Here is an 18,932-nt window from a genome sequence, read left to right as displayed (position 1 = left end):
ATGAGCATATGAATCAAAAAATATTATTAGCAGAGGATGACCCTAACTTAGGGGAATTGCTTAAAGATTATTTGGAATTAAAAGGAAAATTCGATGTTATCTTATGTGTGGATGGACAGGAAGCCTTGGACGCTTTCCGAAAGGATGATTTTGACTTGTGCATTCTAGATGTGATGATGCCCAAAAAAGATGGATTTTCATTAGGTAAAGACATTCGCAAGATCAATCAAACTATTCCGATTATATATGCGACGGCAAAGGGTATGATGGAGGATAAAACGCAGGCATTTGAACTGGGAGGTGATGATTACATTACGAAACCATTTCGTGTAGAAGAACTTCTTTTGCGTATAAATGCATTGCTAAAAAGAGCTGCAAAAGATAAGGATGAGGAGATTTCGGATAAATTTGAAATCGGAGACTATTTCTTCGATTACACCAGTCAAATCGTTTCTTTTAAAGGCCAACAACAAAAACTTTCGACCAAGGAAGCTGAGCTATTGAGATTATTGTGCTTGAAGAAAAACGATGTATTGACCAGGGAGGAAGCCCTAATAAAAATATGGCATGATGATAATTATTTTACAGGTCGTAGCATGGATGTATTCTTAAGTAAATTAAGAAAATACTTGCGTGAAGATCCTAATGTAGAAATCGTTAATGTTCATGGTAAAGGATACAAATTGTTGGTAAGCTAGTTTAAATACCTCAAAAAATATATAAAAAAAGGTAAGGGGAAATTTCCCCTTACCTTTTTTATTAGAATACTTTTTATTTTAGATCAATCTGCCAGGAAATTGTTGAATATTTTCTAGCGTTAATTGTTGCATTACTTGGTAAAGTTGTGCTTTAAACATGTTGATGGTATGATCTCCACCCTCATCTCCTAGTGCACCTACACCGTACATGAATGGTCTACCCATAAAGTTGAAATCAGATCCTACAGCATGCGCTCTTGCTAAATCAACACCAGAACGGATACCTCCATCTAACATAATTTTTAATTTTGATTTATATGCTGGATTACTTGCTAACCTGATTAAGGAATGAATGGATGATTCACCCGCATCAATTTGTCTTCCGCCATGATTGGATACAATAACTCCATCGACACCTATAGCTATTGCAGCTTGCATATCTTCATCGGTAGCAATGCCTTTCAATACTAAAGGGCCTTTCCAAATATCCCGAATCGCTTGAACTTTCTCTATGTTTACTTTTCCGGTGAAGGTACGATTCATAAATTGTCCCAATTGTGATAAATCCAATCCTTTCTCCATATATGGTTTTAAAGTCGCAAATGATGGAATTCCATGTTGCAATGTTTTAATTCCCCATTCAGGACAAATCATTGCTTGAAACACATTACGAATATTCATTTTTGGAGGCATAGACAATCCACTTTTAATTTCACGGTAGCGAAGTCCAAAGGATGGGACATCTACCAATACAACCAATACGGGACATTCTACCACTTGTAATCTTCTCAAGATATCATCACGTAAACGATCTTCAGTAGGATGATACAATTGAAACCAAGCTTTACCTTCAGAAACTTCAGCAATGCGCTCTATGCTGCTTGTAGAAACCGTACTTAGGGTGTAAGGAATATCGTGTTTTGCCGCTGCCTTAGCCAAAATCTCTGGAGCATTAGGCCACATTAAACCTTGAAGTCCAATTGGAGATACTCCAAATGGAGCGCTATACCGACGACCGAATAATTCAACAGACATATCGATATCACCTGCCACATGCAGGTATTGTGGCTTTAAAAGAATATCATCAAAGTCACTTTCATTTCGTGCTAAGTTCAATTCTTCATTGCAACCACCTTCTAGATAGTCAAATGCGAATTTAGGTATACGCCATTTTGCACGTTTTTTCAAATCGGCAACTGATGGATAATTGGAATTATATGAAAAAGTTATTTTTTTACTCATTTTAACAATAGTTTTGGTCTAGCAAATAGACCTCTAAAGTACATGAATAAAAATGAAATAACCATCCTGTGCTTTGATGTTCCAATGGTTTTATAGGATGACATCAATGCGTTTCCACACTTCCGTAACTAGCGTCTCTTTATTATTATCGTAGGGATTGTTAATGGGATAGGTCAGCTTTAATTCCTTAGCATCAAAAGATAAACTGTAGGGCATACCCTTTTTAAATTCTTTATCTACAGTAAAATTCTTGCTGTTATGAATTGCTTTTTCAAAAATCTCCTTATCCGTAAATTTAAACATACCGCTATGCGCGATAATATATCCGTTATTCGTTGGTGTGATGATGGTATAGTTTTGATCGCTGTTGTAAATTTTAATATGACTGATTGGAACATTTTCTGTAGCTCCATTTTCACTGATTAATTGCGTTAATTGCCAGATGCCAATAGGATTTGGTTTTCCTTTTTTCTGCGCTAATGCGTTGTATTGAATCCCAATACTCCACAGCAATACAAGGATAAAGTATTTCATTTTTCTAGGTATTATAGGTTAACATGTTGTATGGAGTTAAATTAAGGCAAAATGTTAATACGTTTCCAAACCTCTGTGGATTTTATGGTTGTTCCATCTGGTCTATTTAAAGTATAATAATACGTTAACGTATTTTGATCACTTGAATAATGGTAAGATATGGGCTTAGACAAATCTAAACCATTAAAGCTCATGAAATTACTCTTACTGGTGACCGTTTCTTTAATTTCCTTATCATTTAGCACTGTATAAGTTCCACCATGACTTACCAAAAAACCACCGGCTCTAGCTGTTAGAATATAAAATGTTTGATCAACATTAAAGATTTTTAGATATCCTATAGGAATATTTTGGATCTCATTACCAGTTGCCTGTATGGTTTTTAACTCCCACATTCCTACAATAGTTTCTTTGTTCAAAAGACTTAAAGGCTTTGATTCATTATTTTGAGCAATAGCATAAGTGCAGATAAAAACAAAAATAAATGCTGTCAAAAGTTTGGTTTTCATAATTAATTAATTAGTTCATAAAGACTTAAATCTACAGATTATAAAATTAATTTAATAACAGTTTCTTTATTTTTGCTGATGCCATAAAACAGTATATATTCTACTTTCGTGTTTAATCCTGAAGTCCCCTGTTTAATATTTAAGAATATACGATTTAATTGGATGGTTTGATTATTCACTGTTGTTTCTACATATGGTTTCCCTTGTACAGGTATGATTAATCGCATTTTCTGAGACGGCAAGGAAACAATTTTTGCTTCAAATACATGGGCATTTATTTGATCAGTTTCGATTCCATAGGCAAAGTTTTGCTGCAGTTTCGTGATCGGACGAACAGAAGCATCCTTATCAAATAATTGACGGGAAACTACGATTGGTTCTTTGAGATCTAATTGGTTGTTTTTTTGAATATTTAATCGATAAATAAAGGTGTTCTTACCTTGGTTATGTTGAATGTAAAAAAGTAAATTTTCTTTATTAGTCGGTGAAGGATGATGATCTTGGGCATATATACCTTTAACGTAAAAGAGCAGCAAGAAGAGCAAATAATATCTAACCATAAAGCACAAATAATTGGCTCAATTTACAGATTTGAGAAGAATCTAATTAAAAATTTATGTTAAATTTTATTTAGGAGAACCTCCTGAAAATTTTGAAATCAACCAAATAATTAATGCTACAATTGCCACCACGACCAAGATACCAAACCACATTCCTACTTTAAAAATTCCTTCCACAACAGAACAACTTGTCAATAAGAAGCTAAATATGCTTATAACGTAAAAAATAGATAGTCTATTCATAAGATTTGCTTTTAACTATAGAACAGCCTAGTTTAAAAATGGTTTGATTATTTTATACTATCTAGCCAAAATTAGTTTCGATGGTATGGATTACCATGGATAACATCTTAACAGCAAACTAAATTTTTAAGAATCTTAATCAGTAAGAAACATCACAATCTAGCAAGACTTGACATGATTAAATTAAATAAATTAATAGTATAATTCTATTTTATTTGTACGTTTGGTCGATAAATCTAAAATATGAAAAAACAATTAAATCTTTGGGATGCCACCATGATTGTAATGGGCTCTATGATTGGTAGTGGAATATTTATTGTTTCCTCCGATATGATGAGGCAATTGGGATCTGGATACTGGGTCTTAGCTGTTTGGTTAATCACGGCTGTTGCTACCGTTGCAGCGGCTATCTGTTATGGTGAGCTATCGTCTATGTACCCAAAGGCAGGCGGTCAATATATCTATTTAACGGAAATATTTGGAAAAATGACCGGTTTCTTATACGGATGGAGCTTATTTTCCGTAATCCAAACAGGAACGATAGCAGCAGTTGCGGTGGCCTTCGGAAAATTTGCAGGATATGTTTTCCCCGCATTGAATGACTCCCCTCCCCTTTTTCAAAATGGTTCATTTATGATAACTTGGATGCAAATCCTCGCCATTATAGTCATTCTGTTATTAACCTATATTAATACCAAAGGTGTTCAGAGTGGAAAGATCGTACAATCCATTTTCACAGCATCAAAAATTATCGCTTTAATCGCCTTAATCATCGGTGGAATTACGCTCATAAAAAACAATTATTTTCTAGAGAACTTAAGTATGGGTTGGACTTCTACCCAAAATTTTGATCAAGTGAGCTGGAAGGATATCTCTGGCGCCACATTAATGGGCGGCATAGCGGCTGCGATGGTGGGTTCCATTTTTAGTAGTGTGGCTTGGGAGAATGTGACTTTTATTTCTGGAGAGATAAAAAATCCGAAAAAAAATGTAGTCATCTCCATGGTTTTGGGAACTAGCTTGGTCATGGTCTTGTATCTCTTGTGCAATTACGTTTACCTGGCGTCCCTCAGTCGGGATGAAATAGCTTTCGCTGCCAATGATCGAGTAGCTGTAGCTGCTGCAGAAAAGCTATTAGGACACACAGGAACAATCATTATGGCTATTTTAGTTATGGTCTCTACATTTGGATGTGTAAATGGTATTGTGCTCTCTGGTGCAAGGGTATTTCAGTCTATGGCAAAAGATGGTTTATTCCTCAAACAGGCGATTCCTAATAATAAATATGATGTGCCTGAAAAATCATTATGGATTCAAGGCGCCTGGGCATCTGTATTATGCCTAAGTGGTCAATATGGAAACCTATTAGACATGGTTTCTTTTGTCATCGTTATTTTTTATATGATTACCGTATTTGGGGTTATCTATCAACGCTGGAAAAAACCTGAATTGGAAAGACCTTATAAGACATTTTTATTTCCACTGCCAGCTATCCTTTACCTAGTGATTGGTTTAAGTTTTTGTGTACTCCTAATCATTTATAAACCGCAATACACTTGGCCAGGATTTATTCTAATCTTAATTGGTTTGCCTATCTATTATCTAACACAACGAAGAGCGAAAAGCATATAACAAAAAAACGCCTGAACTTTTGATTCAGGCGTTTTTGATTTATTTTATACTACTAATTCTCGATTATTCAGCTCTTAATATTTTAGCTGCTTCCACCATAGATTCTAAAGCGGCTTTGGTTTCTGGCCAAGCACGAGTTTTCAATCCACAGTCAGGATTTACCCACAATTGCTCTGCAGGAACTACTGCTTTAGCCTTGCGTAATAAATTCACCATTTCTTCGGTACTAGGTACACGTGGAGAGTGAATATCATAAACACCTGGACCAATATCATTAGGATATTTAAAGTCTGCAAAAGCGTCTAATAATTCCATTTGAGAACGAGATGTCTCAATCGTAATTACATCGGCATCCATTGCTGCGATATCTTGAATGATGTCGTTAAATTCAGAATAACACATATGTGTATGAATTTGAGTATCATCATCTACATTCGAAGAGGAAACACGGAATGAACGAACAGCCCAATCTAAATAAGCTTGTTGATCTGCTTTACGTAAAGGGAGTCCTTCACGGATAGCTGGCTCATCGATTTGAATAATTTTAATTCCTGCTTTCTCTAAGGCTTGTACCTCATCTAAAATTGCTAAAGCAATTTGATAAGTTGTCGTAGAACGTGGTTGATCGTTACGTACAAATGACCATTGAAGAATCGTAACAGGACCTGTTAACATTCCTTTTACTGGACGGTTAGTTAAAGATTGTGCATAAGAAGACCAACGAACAGTCATATCTGCAGGACGGTAAACATCACCATAAATAACTGGAGGTTTAACACAACGTGAACCGTAAGATTGTACCCATCCGTTTTGAGTGAATGCGTATCCAGCTAATTGTTCACCGAAATATTCAACCATGTCATTACGTTCGAATTCTCCGTGTACTAATACATCGATATCCAATTCTTCTTGTAAACGAATAGTTCTTTCAGTTTCTTCAGCGATTTCTTTATCGTATTGCTCTTGGCTGATCGCTCCTTTTTTCAAATCTGCTCTCCATTTACGGACATCTTTTGTTTGTGGGAATGAACCAATAGTGGTCGTAGCGAATGCTGGTAAACCAAATTTAGCTAATTGAGCAGCTTTACGTTCGTCAAATACGGAAGTACGTTTTGCATCCTCATCTGTAATATTGTTCACACGATTTTTAACATCAGGCTTATGAATCAATGGAGATGTACGACGACTTTCTGCAGCAATTTTATTGGCTTCGAAACGTTTTTGTGTCTCTGCATCAACCTCAGCATCTGCCAATACCGCTAAATCTTTTACCTCTGCTAATTTTTGTTTAGCGAAAGCTAACCAATTCTTAACTTCAGCAGGTAATGATTCTTCATTGTTTTCATTGTCCAAATCAAAAGGAACATGCAATAAAGAAGAAGAAGGTGCAATCCATACACGGTCTTTACCTAAGGCATCTACTGCTTGTTTAATTTTTGTTAATGATTTTTCATAATCATTTTTCCAAATGTTACGGCCTTCAACAACACCTAAAGATAATGTCAAAGAAGCAGGAACTTTGGCTAATATGCTGTCGAGTTGGTTTTCTCCACGTACTAAATCGACATGAAGTGCATAAACTGGTAAATTTAATGCAGTCTCTTCATTATCACGTAGAGCCTCGAAGTAAGTTGCAACGATTAATTTGATACCTTTTGCTGCTGTAGCGAATTTCTCGAAAACACGAGCATATAGTGCACGAGTAGCATCATCAATATCTAAAGCTAGGAATGGCTCATCAATTTGTACATATTGAGCACCTGCATCTGCAAGTTTTCCTAAAATCTCTTCATAAACTGGTAATAAATTATCGATCAAATCGATACGGTTGAAACCTGTTTCTTTTTCTTTACCTAACAATAAGTAAGAAATAGGACCAAGTAAAACTGGTTTAGTTTCAATTCCTAATTGTTTTGCTTCATTATATTCATTTAAGAATTTTTCTGAAGTCAATTTAAATTCTTGGTTTTTTACAAACTCAGGCACAATGTAGTGATAGTTTGTGTCGAACCATTTTGTCATTTCCATGGCAGTAACATCTACTCCACCTTCTTGGAAACCACGTGCCATCGCAAAATATAAATCTAGGTTATATTGACGATCTATTTTATTCAATAATGAATTATAACGTGCTGGGATAGCTCCTACAGTTAAAGATAAATCTAAAACTTGGTCATAAAATGAGAAATCATTGGAAGGAATCAAATCGATACCATTATCTTTTTGAGTGTTCCAGTTGCTTTCACGGATTTTAAGTCCTGCTTGCAATAATTCTTCCGCGCTGATTTTTTTCGCCCAATAAGCCTCATTAGCTTTTTTCAATTCGCGGAAAGCGCCCACGCGTGGGTAACCTAAATTGTTTGTTAATAACATAAAGTATTGTCCTTAAATTAATTTACTAAAATCATTTGCTAAGAGAAGGCTATCATAGATTAGTGAAGCCAGCTTATCTTTCCCTTTTCAGGTAGAATGTAGCACCTTGTCAAGTGACAGGTTGCTAAGGCTTCATTGGGTCTAGTCCCTCTGCCTTTCTCTATAAGCGGTGCTAAGGTATGAATTAAAATTCTTATTTCCAAGAAACTCTTTTACAGTAATCGGAAAGACAGCTTAAATTCACAATAATGGGACGCAGAATTACGGATGATGAAAATTATTCACTGTCTATTTTAAAAACAAACCCATTCATCTTCTTCAGATCATATTCGTTGCTAAGTTTTCATTTTTCATTTATTTTTTCCTATAATAGTCAACAAATGAAAAGAATAGTCAATCTTCTACTGTTTGCAAGTCTTATTCAAGCCTGTCAAACAAATTCTAAATCTACAGAAACGTCTGCTAAATTTCCGGATGATTCGGTTGCTTTATGCAGTACTACAAGTATACCCTCACGATTTACAGCTGCACAAAATAGCCCAACGGATTCCATCGTACGTAAAGGAAAAGATGCTGCCGAAATGGTTCGCATGCCAGGTGGAAAGTTTACGATGGGAAGCGCCACTTTTCAAGATGCACAACCCTTACATGAAGTTGAACTTTCTCCATTTTTAATTGATGTACATGAAGTCACCAACGCACAATTTGCAAAATTTGTGGAAGAGACTGGGTACAAAACAGTTGCTGAACGACCTTTAGACCCCAGTGATTTCCCTGGTGTAGATCCTCAATTATTAGTTCCGGGATCTGCGGTGTTTAAAGCGCCTGAACACGTTCAGGGAATGGAAAATCACCTGCAATGGTGGTCTTATGTGCCAGATGCTAATTGGAAGCACCCAGAAGGCCCCAAAAGCTCCATAAAAGGGAAAGAAAATCATCCTGTTACGCAACTCGCCTATCAAGATGCGGAAGCCTATGCTAAATGGGCTGGCAAAAGGTTGCCCACAGAAGCTGAATGGGAATATGCAGCCAAAGCGGGTAAACACAGTAATGAAACTTATTATTGGGGTGCTGAAAAATTAGAAAATGGCAAATGGTTAGCTAATATTTACCAAGGTGAATTCCCTAGCCACAACAGCAAGGAAGATGGTTTTGAAACCAGTGCGCCTGTAAAATCATTTCCACCGAATGATTATGGTCTTTACGACATGGAAGGCAATGTTTGGGAATGGTGCTCTGACTTTTACAGACCCGATTATTACCAACAAAGCTCAAAATCTAATCCAAAAGGTCCTTCCGATTCTTACGATCCTCAAGAGCCAAATACCGTAAAAAAAGTACAACGTGGAGGATCTTTTCTATGCAACGATCAATATTGCGAACGCTATAAAGCTGGAAGTCGTGGAAAAGGAGAAATCAACTCCCCAACCAACAATGTGGGCTTTCGATGCGTTATGGATATTTAATAATTAGGTTTATTAACTCCTAAAAAAAGCGCTGTTTCGTAGGAAACAGCGCTTTTTTTAGGAGTTTGTTCTATGCTTATTGCGCATTTAAGAACATTGATTTTGTACTGTATAATTCTCTAAAATGAGGATCTTGTAAATCTTTTATGAAGCGAATAGCTTCTCCAGTAGATTTCATTTCAGGGCCTAATTGTTTATCTACCTCTGGGAATTTCGAGAAGGAGAATACAGGCTCTTTAATGGCATAACCTTGAAGTTTACGTTCAATAGTAAAATCTGACAATTTATTCTCTCCTAACATTACCTTGGTGGCGATATTAATATAAGGAACATCGTATGCTTTAGCTATGAATGGAACCGTACGTGAAGCTCTTGGATTTGCTTCAATCACGAATACGTTATCATTTTTAATCGCAAACTGAATATTCAACAAACCTCTTACGTTTAATGCTTTTGCCAATTTGATGGAATACTCTTCCATTTTATCTTGAACCGCTTGTGTTAAACTAAATGGAGGTAATACGGCCGATGAATCACCCGAGTGAATACCAGCAGGTTCAATGTGTTCCATCATTCCGATGATATGAACATCATCCCCATCAGAAATAGAATCGGATTCTGCCTCTTCAGCACGATCTAAGAAATGATCGATTAGGATATGGTTGCCTGGAAGATTCTTCAATAAATTAACAACTGCTTTCTCTAAGTCCTCATCATTGATGACGATACTCATTCCTTGACCTCCTAATACATAAGATGGACGGACAAGAACTGGATAACCTACTTCATTTGCTACTTTGATTGCTTCTTCAGCAGAAGTTGCTACTCCATATTTAGGATAAGGGATATTTAACTCTTTCAATAGATCAGAGAAACGACCTCTATCTTCCGCTAAATCCATATCGGTAAATGAAGTTCCAATTATCTTAACTCCGATTTCCTCAAGACGTTCAGCCATTTTTAAAGCAGTCTGACCTCCTAATTGTACAATTACACCAACAGGTTTTTCCAATTCAATAATCTCGCGAACATGCTCCCAAAACACAGGCTCGAAATATAGCTTGTCTGCCATGTTAAAATCAGTAGACACCGTCTCTGGGTTACAGTTCACCATGATTGCTTCATAACCACATTCTTTTGCAGCTAACAATCCATGAACACAAGAATAATCAAATTCAATTCCTTGGCCGATACGGTTTGGACCAGATCCAAGTACAATTATTTTTTTACGATCTGAAGCTATAGATTCATTCTCTTCTTCAAACGTTGAGTAATAGTAAGGGGTATGTGCGGGGAATTCCGCTGCACATGTATCCACCATTTTATATACTCTATTTATTCCTAATTCCTTACGACGAGCATATACTTCATCTTCATTCGTATTTCCTAATAACCAAGCGATCTGAACATCTGAATATCCTTTTTGTTTCAAGGTCATAAAGAAATCACGAGGTATGTTATTTAATTGATATCGACGAAGCTCCACTTCCAATTGCACCAATTCTTGGATTTGTACCAAGAACCATTTGTCTATAAGGGTCGCTTTTCTTATAGACTCCAAAGGAACGCCTAATTCGAAAGCATCTTTAATATGGAAAAGGCGATCTGCACTTGGGTGTTCCAAGCTATACATAATCTCCTCTAAATTTCTTGATTGTCTGCCATCAGCTCCTAGCCCTGCTCTACCTGTTTCAAGAGATTGAGCTGCTTTTTGCAATGCCTCAATGAACGTACGTCCTATCGCCATTACTTCCCCAACAGCTTTCATTTGAAGACCTAATTCTTTATTAGCTCCTTTGAACTTATCAAAATTAAAGCGTGGTACTTTAACAATTACATAGTCTAAAGTAGGCTCAAAATACGCCGACGTAGTTTTTGTAATCTGGTTTTGTAATTCATCTAAATTATAACCAATCGCTAGCTTAGCTGCAATCTTTGCAATCGGATAACCCGTAGCTTTTGAAGCTAAAGCGGATGAACGAGATACACGTGGATTGATTTCAATAGCGATAATTTCTTCATTTTCTGGATTTACTGAAAATTGAACATTACAACCACCAGCAAAATTACCAATCGAGCGCATCATTTTGATTGCTTGATTACGCATATCTTGGTAACATTTGTCCGAAAGTGTCATTCCTGGAGCTACGGTAATCGAATCTCCGGTATGGATACCCATTGGATCAAAATTTTCGATGGTACAGATGATAATTACATTATCATTTGTGTCGCGCAATAATTCCAACTCAAATTCTTTCCAGCCTAATACAGCTTGTTCTACAAGAACCTCATGCGTAGGTGAAGCATGCAAACCTCTATTTAAGGCTGCATCAAACTCCTCTTTCTTGTGCACGAAACCACCTCCAGTTCCAGCCAAAGTATACGATGGACGAATTACTAATGGAAATCCAATCAGTTGGGCAGCTTCTTTTCCTTCTAAAAAGGAATTCGCAATTTTAGAATTTGCGACGCCTACACCAATATCGACCATCAATTGACGGAATTCTTCTCTATTTTCTGTTTTTTCTATGGCGGCAACATCAACACCGATCACTCGAACATTATATTTCTCCCAAATCCCACGATTCGAAGCCTCAATACATAGATTTAATGCAGTTTGACCACCCATAGTAGGTAATACCGCATCTATTTGACTTTCTTTAAGTATTTGTTCGATACTTTCAACCGTTAGTGGAAGTAAATAAACATGATCCGCTACTACTTTATCGGTCATGATGGTAGCTGGATTAGAATTGATAATGGATACGGAAATTCCTTCTTCTTTTAATGATAACGCGGCTTGTGATCCTGAATAATCAAACTCACAGGCTTGACCAATAACGATAGGTCCAGATCCAATGATTAATACCGAATTGATGGAGGTGTTTCTAGGCATTATTTTTTATTTCAAATGTTAAATACAAATAATTCTGTGGACATTGCAGACAGACTTTGCCTTAATTGAGAGGGTAGTATTCCGACTGCTTTGTCGGAGTGCAAAGTTACATTTTTATTTTAAAATTTGATGAATATTCTTTCTTTATTCTATTTTTTTATTCTTCGAACTATTCATCAAATAAAATACCGCCAAGAATCTAATCCTACCCTAATAGATAATGATCTCATCTGTAAAAATATAACCTTTCATCGTATTACTAGCCTTGATCTGCACATACCTAGCCATCACAGGCTTCGGTAATTTAATTTCATATTTTTGAAATTTCAATAGGGGATCACGAATTCCTTCTTGATTAACAACCACCCCTAATTCCCGATAGTTCTTTCCATTATCGGAAATAAGCACCGTAAATTCCTTCGGAAAGAATATTCCAGGTCCAACCACCTGCATAAAATTCATTGCTACAGAATTAATTTCCTCACGGCGTTCAAAATCAATGATGACATCTAGGTCTTTAGTAAATCCTTGCCATTCCCCATCGGTATAAGACAAGCCACCTTTTTTTCCATTCGTCAGTGTCTTTTCGCCTTTAGCAGGATAACCTTCCCATTTATTTTTATACGTTACCAATTTACCAATAGCCCGATGTACATCAAGCTCTATCCATTCTATTGGACTTACTCGTGCAGAATCTAGAAAAGATGCCGATTTAATGGTTGCGGATTTTGATAATTCGATAGGCAGGTTATACAAAGTAGAACTCGCCTTAGGATCAGAGCCATCAACGGTATACCGAATATTGGGCTCGTATTGTTCTGTGAACAGACTAATAGTATTCTTGTTATTTAGCGTATCGTATTGCACATTATAGGTAATACCATAAGAAGGTCTCGCATAATTTATTTCCTTTTTCTGCAAAAGATGATAATGCTGTTGAAGACGTTTATTGAAATCTTTCCATGAACGATATTCTGGAACGGTCCAAGCTACCTCTGCTAAGGCTAATAGCCTAGGAAACAACATATATTCTACTTGTTGATAAGTAGGCATGTATTCTGTCCAAACATTACCTTGCACTCCTAAAATATGCTTTTTCTTATCGTCAGGCAATCCCGCTAATGCTGGGCTATAGGCATACACTTTATCCAAAGGTATATAACCACCGATAGCTTCTGGTTGAAATCTTGGGTCACCTTGGTATTTATCAAAATATAAAAACTCTTCTGGAGATAAGATAACATCATGCCCTGCTTTTGCTGCGTTCACGGCATGCTCCTCAGCTCTCCAATTCATAATCGTAGCTCCTGCAGGAATACCTCCTTCCATTATTTCATCCCAACCAATTACTTTACGTTGTTTACCCTGTAGATATTCTACAATTTGCTTAATGGCGTGGCTCTTCAGTTCTAATTCATTTTTAAGTCCTGCAGCTTTCATTGCTGCCTGACATTTCTCACAAGTTTTCCAATGAGCAGTATTAACCTCATCTCCTCCAATATGGATATAGGTCGACGGGAATAATTGCACAACCTCATCCAATACATTTTTCATAAATTGAATAGACCCTTCATTGCCTAAACAAAACTCTCCTTGTGTGTGTGCGTGGCCCGAACAAGATAATTCTGGAAATACCGCCAAGACTTCGTCAGAATGCCCGGGAAATTCTATTTCTGGTATGATGGTAATCCCCTTCACATTCGCATAAGACACCAGTTCTCTGACCTGTGCTTGTGTATAAAAACCTCCACTGGCGTTCGGTTTACCTTGTTCTAAATATTGGCGACCATTTTGAAACCAATCCTTCCATTGAGTATGTGTTCTCCAGGCTGCTTTTTGCGTAAGTTCAGGATATTGTTTAATCTCTAACCTCCACCCTGCTGCATCCGTTAAATGCCAATGCAAATAATTTAATTTATACAAAGCCATCATATCGATGTATTTCTTTAGAAAATTAAAAGGCATAAAGTGCCTTGAAACATCCAAATGCAAACCCCGATAAGCGAACCTAGGTTTATCTTCAATCCGAACAAAAGGTAGCTTATCCAAGCCCTCTAAATTACTGAGTTGAACCAAGGAATAAATTCCCGATATCATCCCTGAAACTTGATGCGCTTTTATTGCCACACCCGTTTCATCAATTTCCAAGACATAACCCGTCGGATCAACACGATCTTTTTCTTCCGCTTTAAAAATTCGTAATCCCGTCTGATGCTGTTTTCGGATTTTCTTGATCGTTTCAGAAACCCCGATTTTCAAATCAGGAACTTCATTTAAAAGAATATTTAAGGTTGTGAACTCTTCAGATATAAAAAGATTCACCGGTTTTGATAAATCATAGGTACCATCTAACACCTGTATTTTAGCTGGCCTTGGGATCAAGGAAATTTCTTTATCCTGTGCCTTAAGTAATACTGGAAAAAATAAAATCAGGACCAATACATGAATTAATTGGTTTTTCATCATTATTAATAAGGGTTTGATTTAATTACAAATATCTTAAAAAAATCACATATAGATAACAAATATATCCCTATTCTGTTTTTATGATATTTTGCAAACAAACCAATATAATTAATCTAATAAAAATAGTTGTAACTTTGTCTTATGATTGAACTTCCAGTTATTCCAGCAAATCAGACCCAACGCAAACCTGATTGGTTACGAGTAAAACTTCCTGTAGGAAAAGAATATCGTCATGTGCGCAGTTTAGTGGATGAGCATAAATTACACACTATTTGCGAAAGTGGAAATTGTCCCAACATGGGTGAATGTTGGGGTGCAGGCACTGCCACATTTATGATCCTCGGAAATATATGTACACGCTCTTGTTCTTTTTGTGCTGTAGCCACAGGAAGACCCCTAGCGGTTGAATTAGATGAACCAAATCGAGTAGCCAATTCGGTGAAATTGATGCAAGTAAAACATTGTGTGATTACCTCTGTCGATCGTGATGATTTAAAAGACGGTGGATCAACAATATGGGCCGAAACCATTTTAGCTATTCGTAGAGAAAGTCCCGAAACAACATTAGAAACCCTGATTCCTGATTTTAAAGGCCAATGGGAAAATCTAGAACGGGTTATTGCCGTGAGACCAGAAGTGGTATCCCACAATATAGAAACGGTCAGAAGACTAACGCGTGAAGTTCGTATACAAGCCAAATACGATCGTTCTTTAGAATGTCTACGCCGAATATCTGAAGCAGGCCTTCGTACCAAATCAGGCATTATGCTTGGCTTCGGAGAAACAGAAGAAGATGTGGTAGAAACGATGCAAGATCTATACGATGCAGGGGTTCACATCCTCACTGTAGGTCAATATCTTCAACCCACAAAAGCACATCATCCAGTGGTTGAATGGATTACTCCACAACAATTTGAGAAATACAAACAAATCGGACTTCAAATGGGTTTCAAGTATGTAGAATCTGGACCTTTGGTTCGATCCTCCTACCATGCCGAAAAACATTTATTCGATATGCAGTAATAAAAAAATCCTTAGAAAAACTAAGGATTTTTTTGTATCATAGAGTTGAATTTTAACCAATTATCTATGCAATTTAAAAAAATATTTTGCTCTTTATTGATTACTTTACTTAGCATTATATTTCTCACCTCTGTAATCTACAGCTTGCTAATAGTTAACAAAGAGGCTAATTGGTCATTACTTTTCAAAGGCCTATTCCCATTATGCCTTGCTGCTGTGGTTATTGCATTAACCTATCGTTCAATCCTTCCAAATTGGAATATCAACCTAACGATAAGCTCTTATTTGAATTTAAAGTTTATCGTATTGATTACTGTAATTCCCATACTGAATACGATCCTTTTTCAACCAATTGCTAGAAGTTTACATTATAACTTAGCGAAAGTAGCTACTTTAAATTCCGTACAAGAATTGAAAGCCTTTGAAAAACCAGCCTTTCTTGAAGTAGAGGATTGGTATGTCGATCGGATGCAAGTAATCCCAATAAATACCATAAAACCATTAAGCGCAATAACTTTTGGGAAAGTTGAACAAAAGGTTTTGCTACTCGTCCCTATATTTAATCGTGATGATGCATACAAATCCAATGCGAAGGCATGGCTTGCTTTTGTTTACCAAAAAACCCTAACAGCGGAAGAAGCTAAGCCCGCAAATTATGTGGAATTCCTAAATAGCTCCATTACACATTTTAAACGAATGAATATTGCTGATTTTTCTTATTTAGAAGCCTATCCACGTGGGGAGAATTACGACATACTGTATGAGATGGCCAAAGTACATACTTTTTATAAGAGTGGATTTGACAATATTTATAAGGGGCAATATGTCGATCGAGATACGCTTGCTATATACTATTTGAAATACAGCTTATTCTTTTTCTTAATTGTTGGCTTACTTGCTATTCTACTCATCAGTTTGCTCCTACATTATGTAGCGAATAAACAACCTAACCAGGAATTGCCGGTTTAATTCTTTTTCTTGTATTCGGTATGTCCAGCAATGACCGTCCACAGGGTTTTAATGGTTCTCAATTGCGTTAACGATGCCAGCATAATATCGTCTTCCAACATCACAAAATCAGCGTCTTTCCCTTTTTCAATACTTCCCCGCATCCGATCCTGGAAGCAGGAATAAGCCGCCCAAATGGTCATTCCTTTTAAGGCCTGCACTCGGTCTATCGCATTCTCCATTTGAAATCCCCCAGTTGGATACCCTGATTTATCGACACGCCCTACTGCAGCATGAAACCCATATAAAGGATTAAAATGTTCTACTGGAAAATCACTTCCAAGCGCCAACATACCATATTGATCCAATAAATTCCGATACGCATACGCCCCTTTCACACGGTCAGGACCTAAACGTTCTTCAGCCCAAGACATATCCGAAGTGGCGTGTGTAGGTTGTACAGAAGGAATTATTTGGTATTCTTTAAATTTAGAAAAATCAAGCGGATGCAAAACTTGGGCATGTTCTATTCGCCAGCGTCTATCCTTACCTTTTTTCAAATATTTCCCATACAAATCGAGCATGACACGATTTGCAGAATCTCCAATCGCATGTGTACTTACTTGAAAATTGCTATTCGCCATTCGCTTAACTAGATCTTCTAATTCTGCTATCGGTTGCAATAAAAACCCGGTAGTTGCGGCATCTTGGTATGGTGCTAACAAACATGCCCCTCGCGATCCCAATGCTCCATCGGCCATCAATTTAAAAGAACGAACGGTCAATCGATCAGATTCAAAAGTTCCTTTTTTCAGGTATTCCTTTATTCCCGAAGGGCTTGCCGCCAGCATCGCATAATCTCTAATCTTTAAAGAATCTTCATTATAAAACACTTTAAGGGCATCGATTTGATTTTCTGTTAAGCCAGCATCCACAATCGAAGTCAGCCCTACCGATAATAAAGAATCTTGAGCTCGTTTAAGCATCGCTAACAATTCCCTATTCTGAGGCTTAGGGATATGCTTTGTAACTAATTGCATGGCATTATCGATTAAAATACCATCGGGAAGCCCCGCTTCATTTACGGCAATTAATCCGCCATCTACCTGAAAAGCAGAATCGATGGATGAAATGGATAATGCCTTTTGGTTTGCAAGTGCTGCATGGTAATCTATGCGAGTCAAGAAAATAGGTAAATCAGGAAAATACTTATCTAGGCTATCTTTGACAGGAAATTTCTTGTCGGGCCATAAATTTTGATCCCAACCATTTCCAATAATCCATTTCTTATTGGGATTTTGATCTCGATAAACTTTAATCCGTTCAATAACTTCGTCAAAAGAAGTTGAACCGACAAGGTCCAATTGATCCAAGGCCTCTGCCAACATGAAAAAGTGACCATGAGCATCGTAAAAGCCTGGATAGATGAATTTTCCTTTGGCATCTATTTTCTCTTTGGCCTCGTATTTACTTAATAATTCTTGGGAGTTTCCTAATGCGACAAATACCCCATTATTAATAGCGAATGCCTCCACGACAGAAAAAGTGGAATCTACAGTATAAACTTTCGCATTGTATACAATGAGGTCTACCAATTTATTATTAGTACAATGCGTAAAAGTTAGAATATAAAACAGTGCAAAAAGGTTGATTACAAATTTCTTCATATTCTTGGGCCTATGTTACAAATGTACTAAGAAAAAAAATCATAATAACGCATAAAGAAAAAGCTTCCTTTAAATTAAAAGAAGCTTTTTCCTATTCAAAATCTAAAAATTTTTCGACTAGCAATATTCGTCAAATGCTGCAACCAAATTATCCGCAATCATTTGAGCTGGACGACCTTCGATCATGTGTCTTTCGATCATATGAACTAATTTTCCGTCTTTAAACAAAGCCATAGCTGGGGATGATGGAGGAAAAGGCAACATATATTGACGAGCTTTATCCACTGCATCTTTTTCCATTCCAGCAAAAACAGTGACTAATTTATCTGGATGTTTTTCATTTTTTACCGCTGCTTTTGCCGCAGGACGAGCATTTGCAGCAGCACAACCACAAACTGAATTCACAACAACAAAAACAGTACCTTCAGAAGGGATTGCTGAATCCACTTCTGCAGATGTTTTTAATTCTTGAAAACCTGCATCAACTAATTCTTGACGCATTGGAGCTACTAAATATTCTGGATACATATCTTTTTCTTTTATGATTTAATATGCAAATATAATTCGAAATCATCCCTTTATCAAGTATGTATCCTCAAGATAATGTCAATTTCTAATGAAAGATGCTCCAATGTTTTGAATTAATTTGGTTATCAAGTATTTTTGTCAATTGAA

At 36.7% G+C, this 18,932-nt stretch carries 15 protein-coding genes and 1 riboswitch; of the genes, 5 read left to right on the top strand and 10 right to left on the bottom strand.

Features of this window, described 5'->3' with window-relative positions; genetic code table 11:
- The first annotated feature begins 8 nt into the window (after positions 1-8).
- A complete protein-coding gene (locus ACFRAE_RS02730) occupies positions 9-698 on the top strand; it encodes a response regulator transcription factor (protein WP_422795585.1) in 690 nt (229 codons plus the stop codon).
- Between the two features lie 78 nt (positions 699-776).
- On the opposite strand, the gene ACFRAE_RS02725 is transcribed toward ACFRAE_RS02730, so the two are convergent.
- The 5 genes from ACFRAE_RS02725 to ACFRAE_RS02705 form a co-directional block, all read right to left on the bottom strand.
- Positions 777-1,940: an alpha-hydroxy acid oxidase gene (locus ACFRAE_RS02725; protein WP_422795584.1), complete on the bottom strand. Its 1,164-nt coding sequence runs from the start codon at positions 1,938-1,940 to the stop codon at positions 777-779.
- A 90-nt stretch (positions 1,941-2,030) separates the two neighbouring features.
- Positions 2,031-2,474 carry a DUF4488 domain-containing protein gene (locus ACFRAE_RS02720; RefSeq protein ID WP_422795583.1) on the bottom strand — a complete coding sequence of 148 codons (444 nt, stop codon included), beginning with the start codon at positions 2,472-2,474 and terminating at the stop codon, positions 2,031-2,033.
- A gap of 41 nt (positions 2,475-2,515) precedes the next feature.
- On the bottom strand, positions 2,516-2,983 hold the full coding sequence (locus ACFRAE_RS02715) for a DUF4488 domain-containing protein (protein ID WP_422795582.1): 468 nt from the start codon (positions 2,981-2,983) through the stop codon (positions 2,516-2,518).
- A 38-nt stretch (positions 2,984-3,021) separates the two neighbouring features.
- Positions 3,022-3,543, bottom strand: coding sequence for a DUF4833 domain-containing protein (locus ACFRAE_RS02710; protein WP_422795581.1), 522 nt, complete (start codon positions 3,541-3,543; stop codon positions 3,022-3,024).
- Positions 3,544-3,609: 66 nt separating this feature from the next.
- Positions 3,610-3,786, bottom strand: a complete 177-nt coding sequence (locus tag ACFRAE_RS02705; RefSeq protein WP_422795580.1) for a hypothetical protein — start codon at positions 3,784-3,786, stop codon at positions 3,610-3,612.
- 243 nt (positions 3,787-4,029) lie between these two features.
- Here ACFRAE_RS02705 and ACFRAE_RS02700 point away from each other — a divergent pair, with 243 nt between their 5' ends.
- The gene (locus ACFRAE_RS02700) at positions 4,030-5,418 is read left to right on the top strand and encodes an APC family permease (RefSeq protein ID WP_422795579.1); all 1,389 of its coding nucleotides are present in this window, start codon (positions 4,030-4,032) and stop codon (positions 5,416-5,418) included.
- A 63-nt stretch (positions 5,419-5,481) separates the two neighbouring features.
- On the opposite strand, the gene metE is transcribed toward ACFRAE_RS02700, so the two are convergent.
- The gene (metE, locus tag ACFRAE_RS02695; protein ID WP_422795578.1) at positions 5,482-7,791 is read right to left on the bottom strand and encodes a 5-methyltetrahydropteroyltriglutamate--homocysteine S-methyltransferase; all 2,310 of its coding nucleotides are present in this window, start codon (positions 7,789-7,791) and stop codon (positions 5,482-5,484) included.
- A gap of 70 nt (positions 7,792-7,861) precedes the next feature.
- Positions 7,862-7,960: riboswitch (SAM riboswitch) on the bottom strand.
- 211 nt (positions 7,961-8,171) lie between these two features.
- Here metE and ACFRAE_RS02690 point away from each other — a divergent pair.
- Positions 8,172-9,257 carry a formylglycine-generating enzyme family protein gene (locus tag ACFRAE_RS02690; RefSeq protein ID WP_422795577.1) on the top strand — a complete coding sequence of 362 codons (1,086 nt, stop codon included), beginning with the start codon at positions 8,172-8,174 and terminating at the stop codon, positions 9,255-9,257.
- Positions 9,258-9,333: 76 nt separating this feature from the next.
- Here ACFRAE_RS02690 and carB read toward each other — a convergent pair whose 3' ends face one another.
- Positions 9,334-12,153 (bottom strand): carbamoyl-phosphate synthase large subunit, encoded by a 2,820-nt coding sequence (carB, locus tag ACFRAE_RS02685; RefSeq protein WP_422795576.1) that lies wholly within the window; start codon positions 12,151-12,153, stop codon positions 9,334-9,336.
- Positions 12,154-12,363: 210 nt separating this feature from the next.
- The gene (locus tag ACFRAE_RS02680) at positions 12,364-14,619 is read right to left on the bottom strand and encodes a family 20 glycosylhydrolase (protein WP_422795575.1); all 2,256 of its coding nucleotides are present in this window, start codon (positions 14,617-14,619) and stop codon (positions 12,364-12,366) included.
- Between the two features lie 141 nt (positions 14,620-14,760).
- On the opposite strand from ACFRAE_RS02680, the gene lipA reads away from it, so the two are divergent.
- The gene (gene lipA, locus ACFRAE_RS02675; protein ID WP_422795574.1) at positions 14,761-15,642 is read left to right on the top strand and encodes a lipoyl synthase; all 882 of its coding nucleotides are present in this window, start codon (positions 14,761-14,763) and stop codon (positions 15,640-15,642) included.
- A 66-nt stretch (positions 15,643-15,708) separates the two neighbouring features.
- Positions 15,709-16,611, top strand: a complete 903-nt coding sequence (locus tag ACFRAE_RS02670; protein ID WP_422795573.1) for a hypothetical protein — start codon at positions 15,709-15,711, stop codon at positions 16,609-16,611.
- Here ACFRAE_RS02670 and ACFRAE_RS02665 read toward each other — a convergent pair.
- Both ACFRAE_RS02665 and ACFRAE_RS02660 read right to left on the bottom strand, forming a co-directional pair.
- On the bottom strand, positions 16,608-18,257 hold the full coding sequence (locus tag ACFRAE_RS02665; protein WP_422795572.1) for an amidohydrolase: 1,650 nt from the start codon (positions 18,255-18,257) through the stop codon (positions 16,608-16,610). The two genes, ACFRAE_RS02670 and ACFRAE_RS02665, sit on opposite strands and share 4 nt — an antisense overlap.
- A gap of 117 nt (positions 18,258-18,374) precedes the next feature.
- Positions 18,375-18,785 carry a BrxA/BrxB family bacilliredoxin gene (locus ACFRAE_RS02660; RefSeq protein WP_422795571.1) on the bottom strand — a complete coding sequence of 137 codons (411 nt, stop codon included), beginning with the start codon at positions 18,783-18,785 and terminating at the stop codon, positions 18,375-18,377.
- Positions 18,786-18,932 lie beyond the last annotated feature (147 nt).

Origin of the sequence: Sphingobacterium sp. HJSM2_6, assembly GCF_049316305.1 — a bacterium.
Lineage (GTDB): Bacteria > Bacteroidota > Bacteroidia > Sphingobacteriales > Sphingobacteriaceae > Sphingobacterium.
The sequence above is the reverse complement of the archived record's forward strand: the minus strand, read 5'-3'. Positions and strand labels throughout refer to the sequence as shown.

Bases quoted from the DNA above. Each gene is read 5' to 3' on its own strand.
- metE (WP_422795578.1), bottom strand. From the start codon at position 7,791: ATGTTATTAACAAACAATTTAGGTTACCCACGCGTGGGCGCTTTCCGC.
- ACFRAE_RS02660 (WP_422795571.1), bottom strand. From the start codon at position 18,785: ATGTATCCAGAATATTTAGTAGCTCCAATGCGTCAAGAATTAGTTGAT.
- ACFRAE_RS02725 (WP_422795584.1), bottom strand. From the start codon at position 1,940: ATGAGTAAAAAAATAACTTTTTCATATAATTCCAATTATCCATCAGTT.
- ACFRAE_RS02705 (WP_422795580.1), bottom strand. From the start codon at position 3,786: ATGAATAGACTATCTATTTTTTACGTTATAAGCATATTTAGCTTCTTA.
- carB (WP_422795576.1), bottom strand. From the start codon at position 12,153: ATGCCTAGAAACACCTCCATCAATTCGGTATTAATCATTGGATCTGGA.
- ACFRAE_RS02680 (WP_422795575.1), bottom strand. From the start codon at position 14,619: ATGATGAAAAACCAATTAATTCATGTATTGGTCCTGATTTTATTTTTT.
- ACFRAE_RS02730 (WP_422795585.1), top strand. From the start codon at position 9: ATGAATCAAAAAATATTATTAGCAGAGGATGACCCTAACTTAGGGGAA.
- ACFRAE_RS02720 (WP_422795583.1), bottom strand. From the start codon at position 2,474: ATGAAATACTTTATCCTTGTATTGCTGTGGAGTATTGGGATTCAATAC.
- ACFRAE_RS02690 (WP_422795577.1), top strand. From the start codon at position 8,172: ATGAAAAGAATAGTCAATCTTCTACTGTTTGCAAGTCTTATTCAAGCC.
- lipA (WP_422795574.1), top strand. From the start codon at position 14,761: ATGATTGAACTTCCAGTTATTCCAGCAAATCAGACCCAACGCAAACCT.
- ACFRAE_RS02670 (WP_422795573.1), top strand. From the start codon at position 15,709: ATGCAATTTAAAAAAATATTTTGCTCTTTATTGATTACTTTACTTAGC.
- ACFRAE_RS02665 (WP_422795572.1), bottom strand. From the start codon at position 18,257: ATGAAGAAATTTGTAATCAACCTTTTTGCACTGTTTTATATTCTAACT.
- ACFRAE_RS02710 (WP_422795581.1), bottom strand. From the start codon at position 3,543: ATGGTTAGATATTATTTGCTCTTCTTGCTGCTCTTTTACGTTAAAGGT.
- ACFRAE_RS02715 (WP_422795582.1), bottom strand. From the start codon at position 2,983: ATGAAAACCAAACTTTTGACAGCATTTATTTTTGTTTTTATCTGCACT.
- ACFRAE_RS02700 (WP_422795579.1), top strand. From the start codon at position 4,030: ATGAAAAAACAATTAAATCTTTGGGATGCCACCATGATTGTAATGGGC.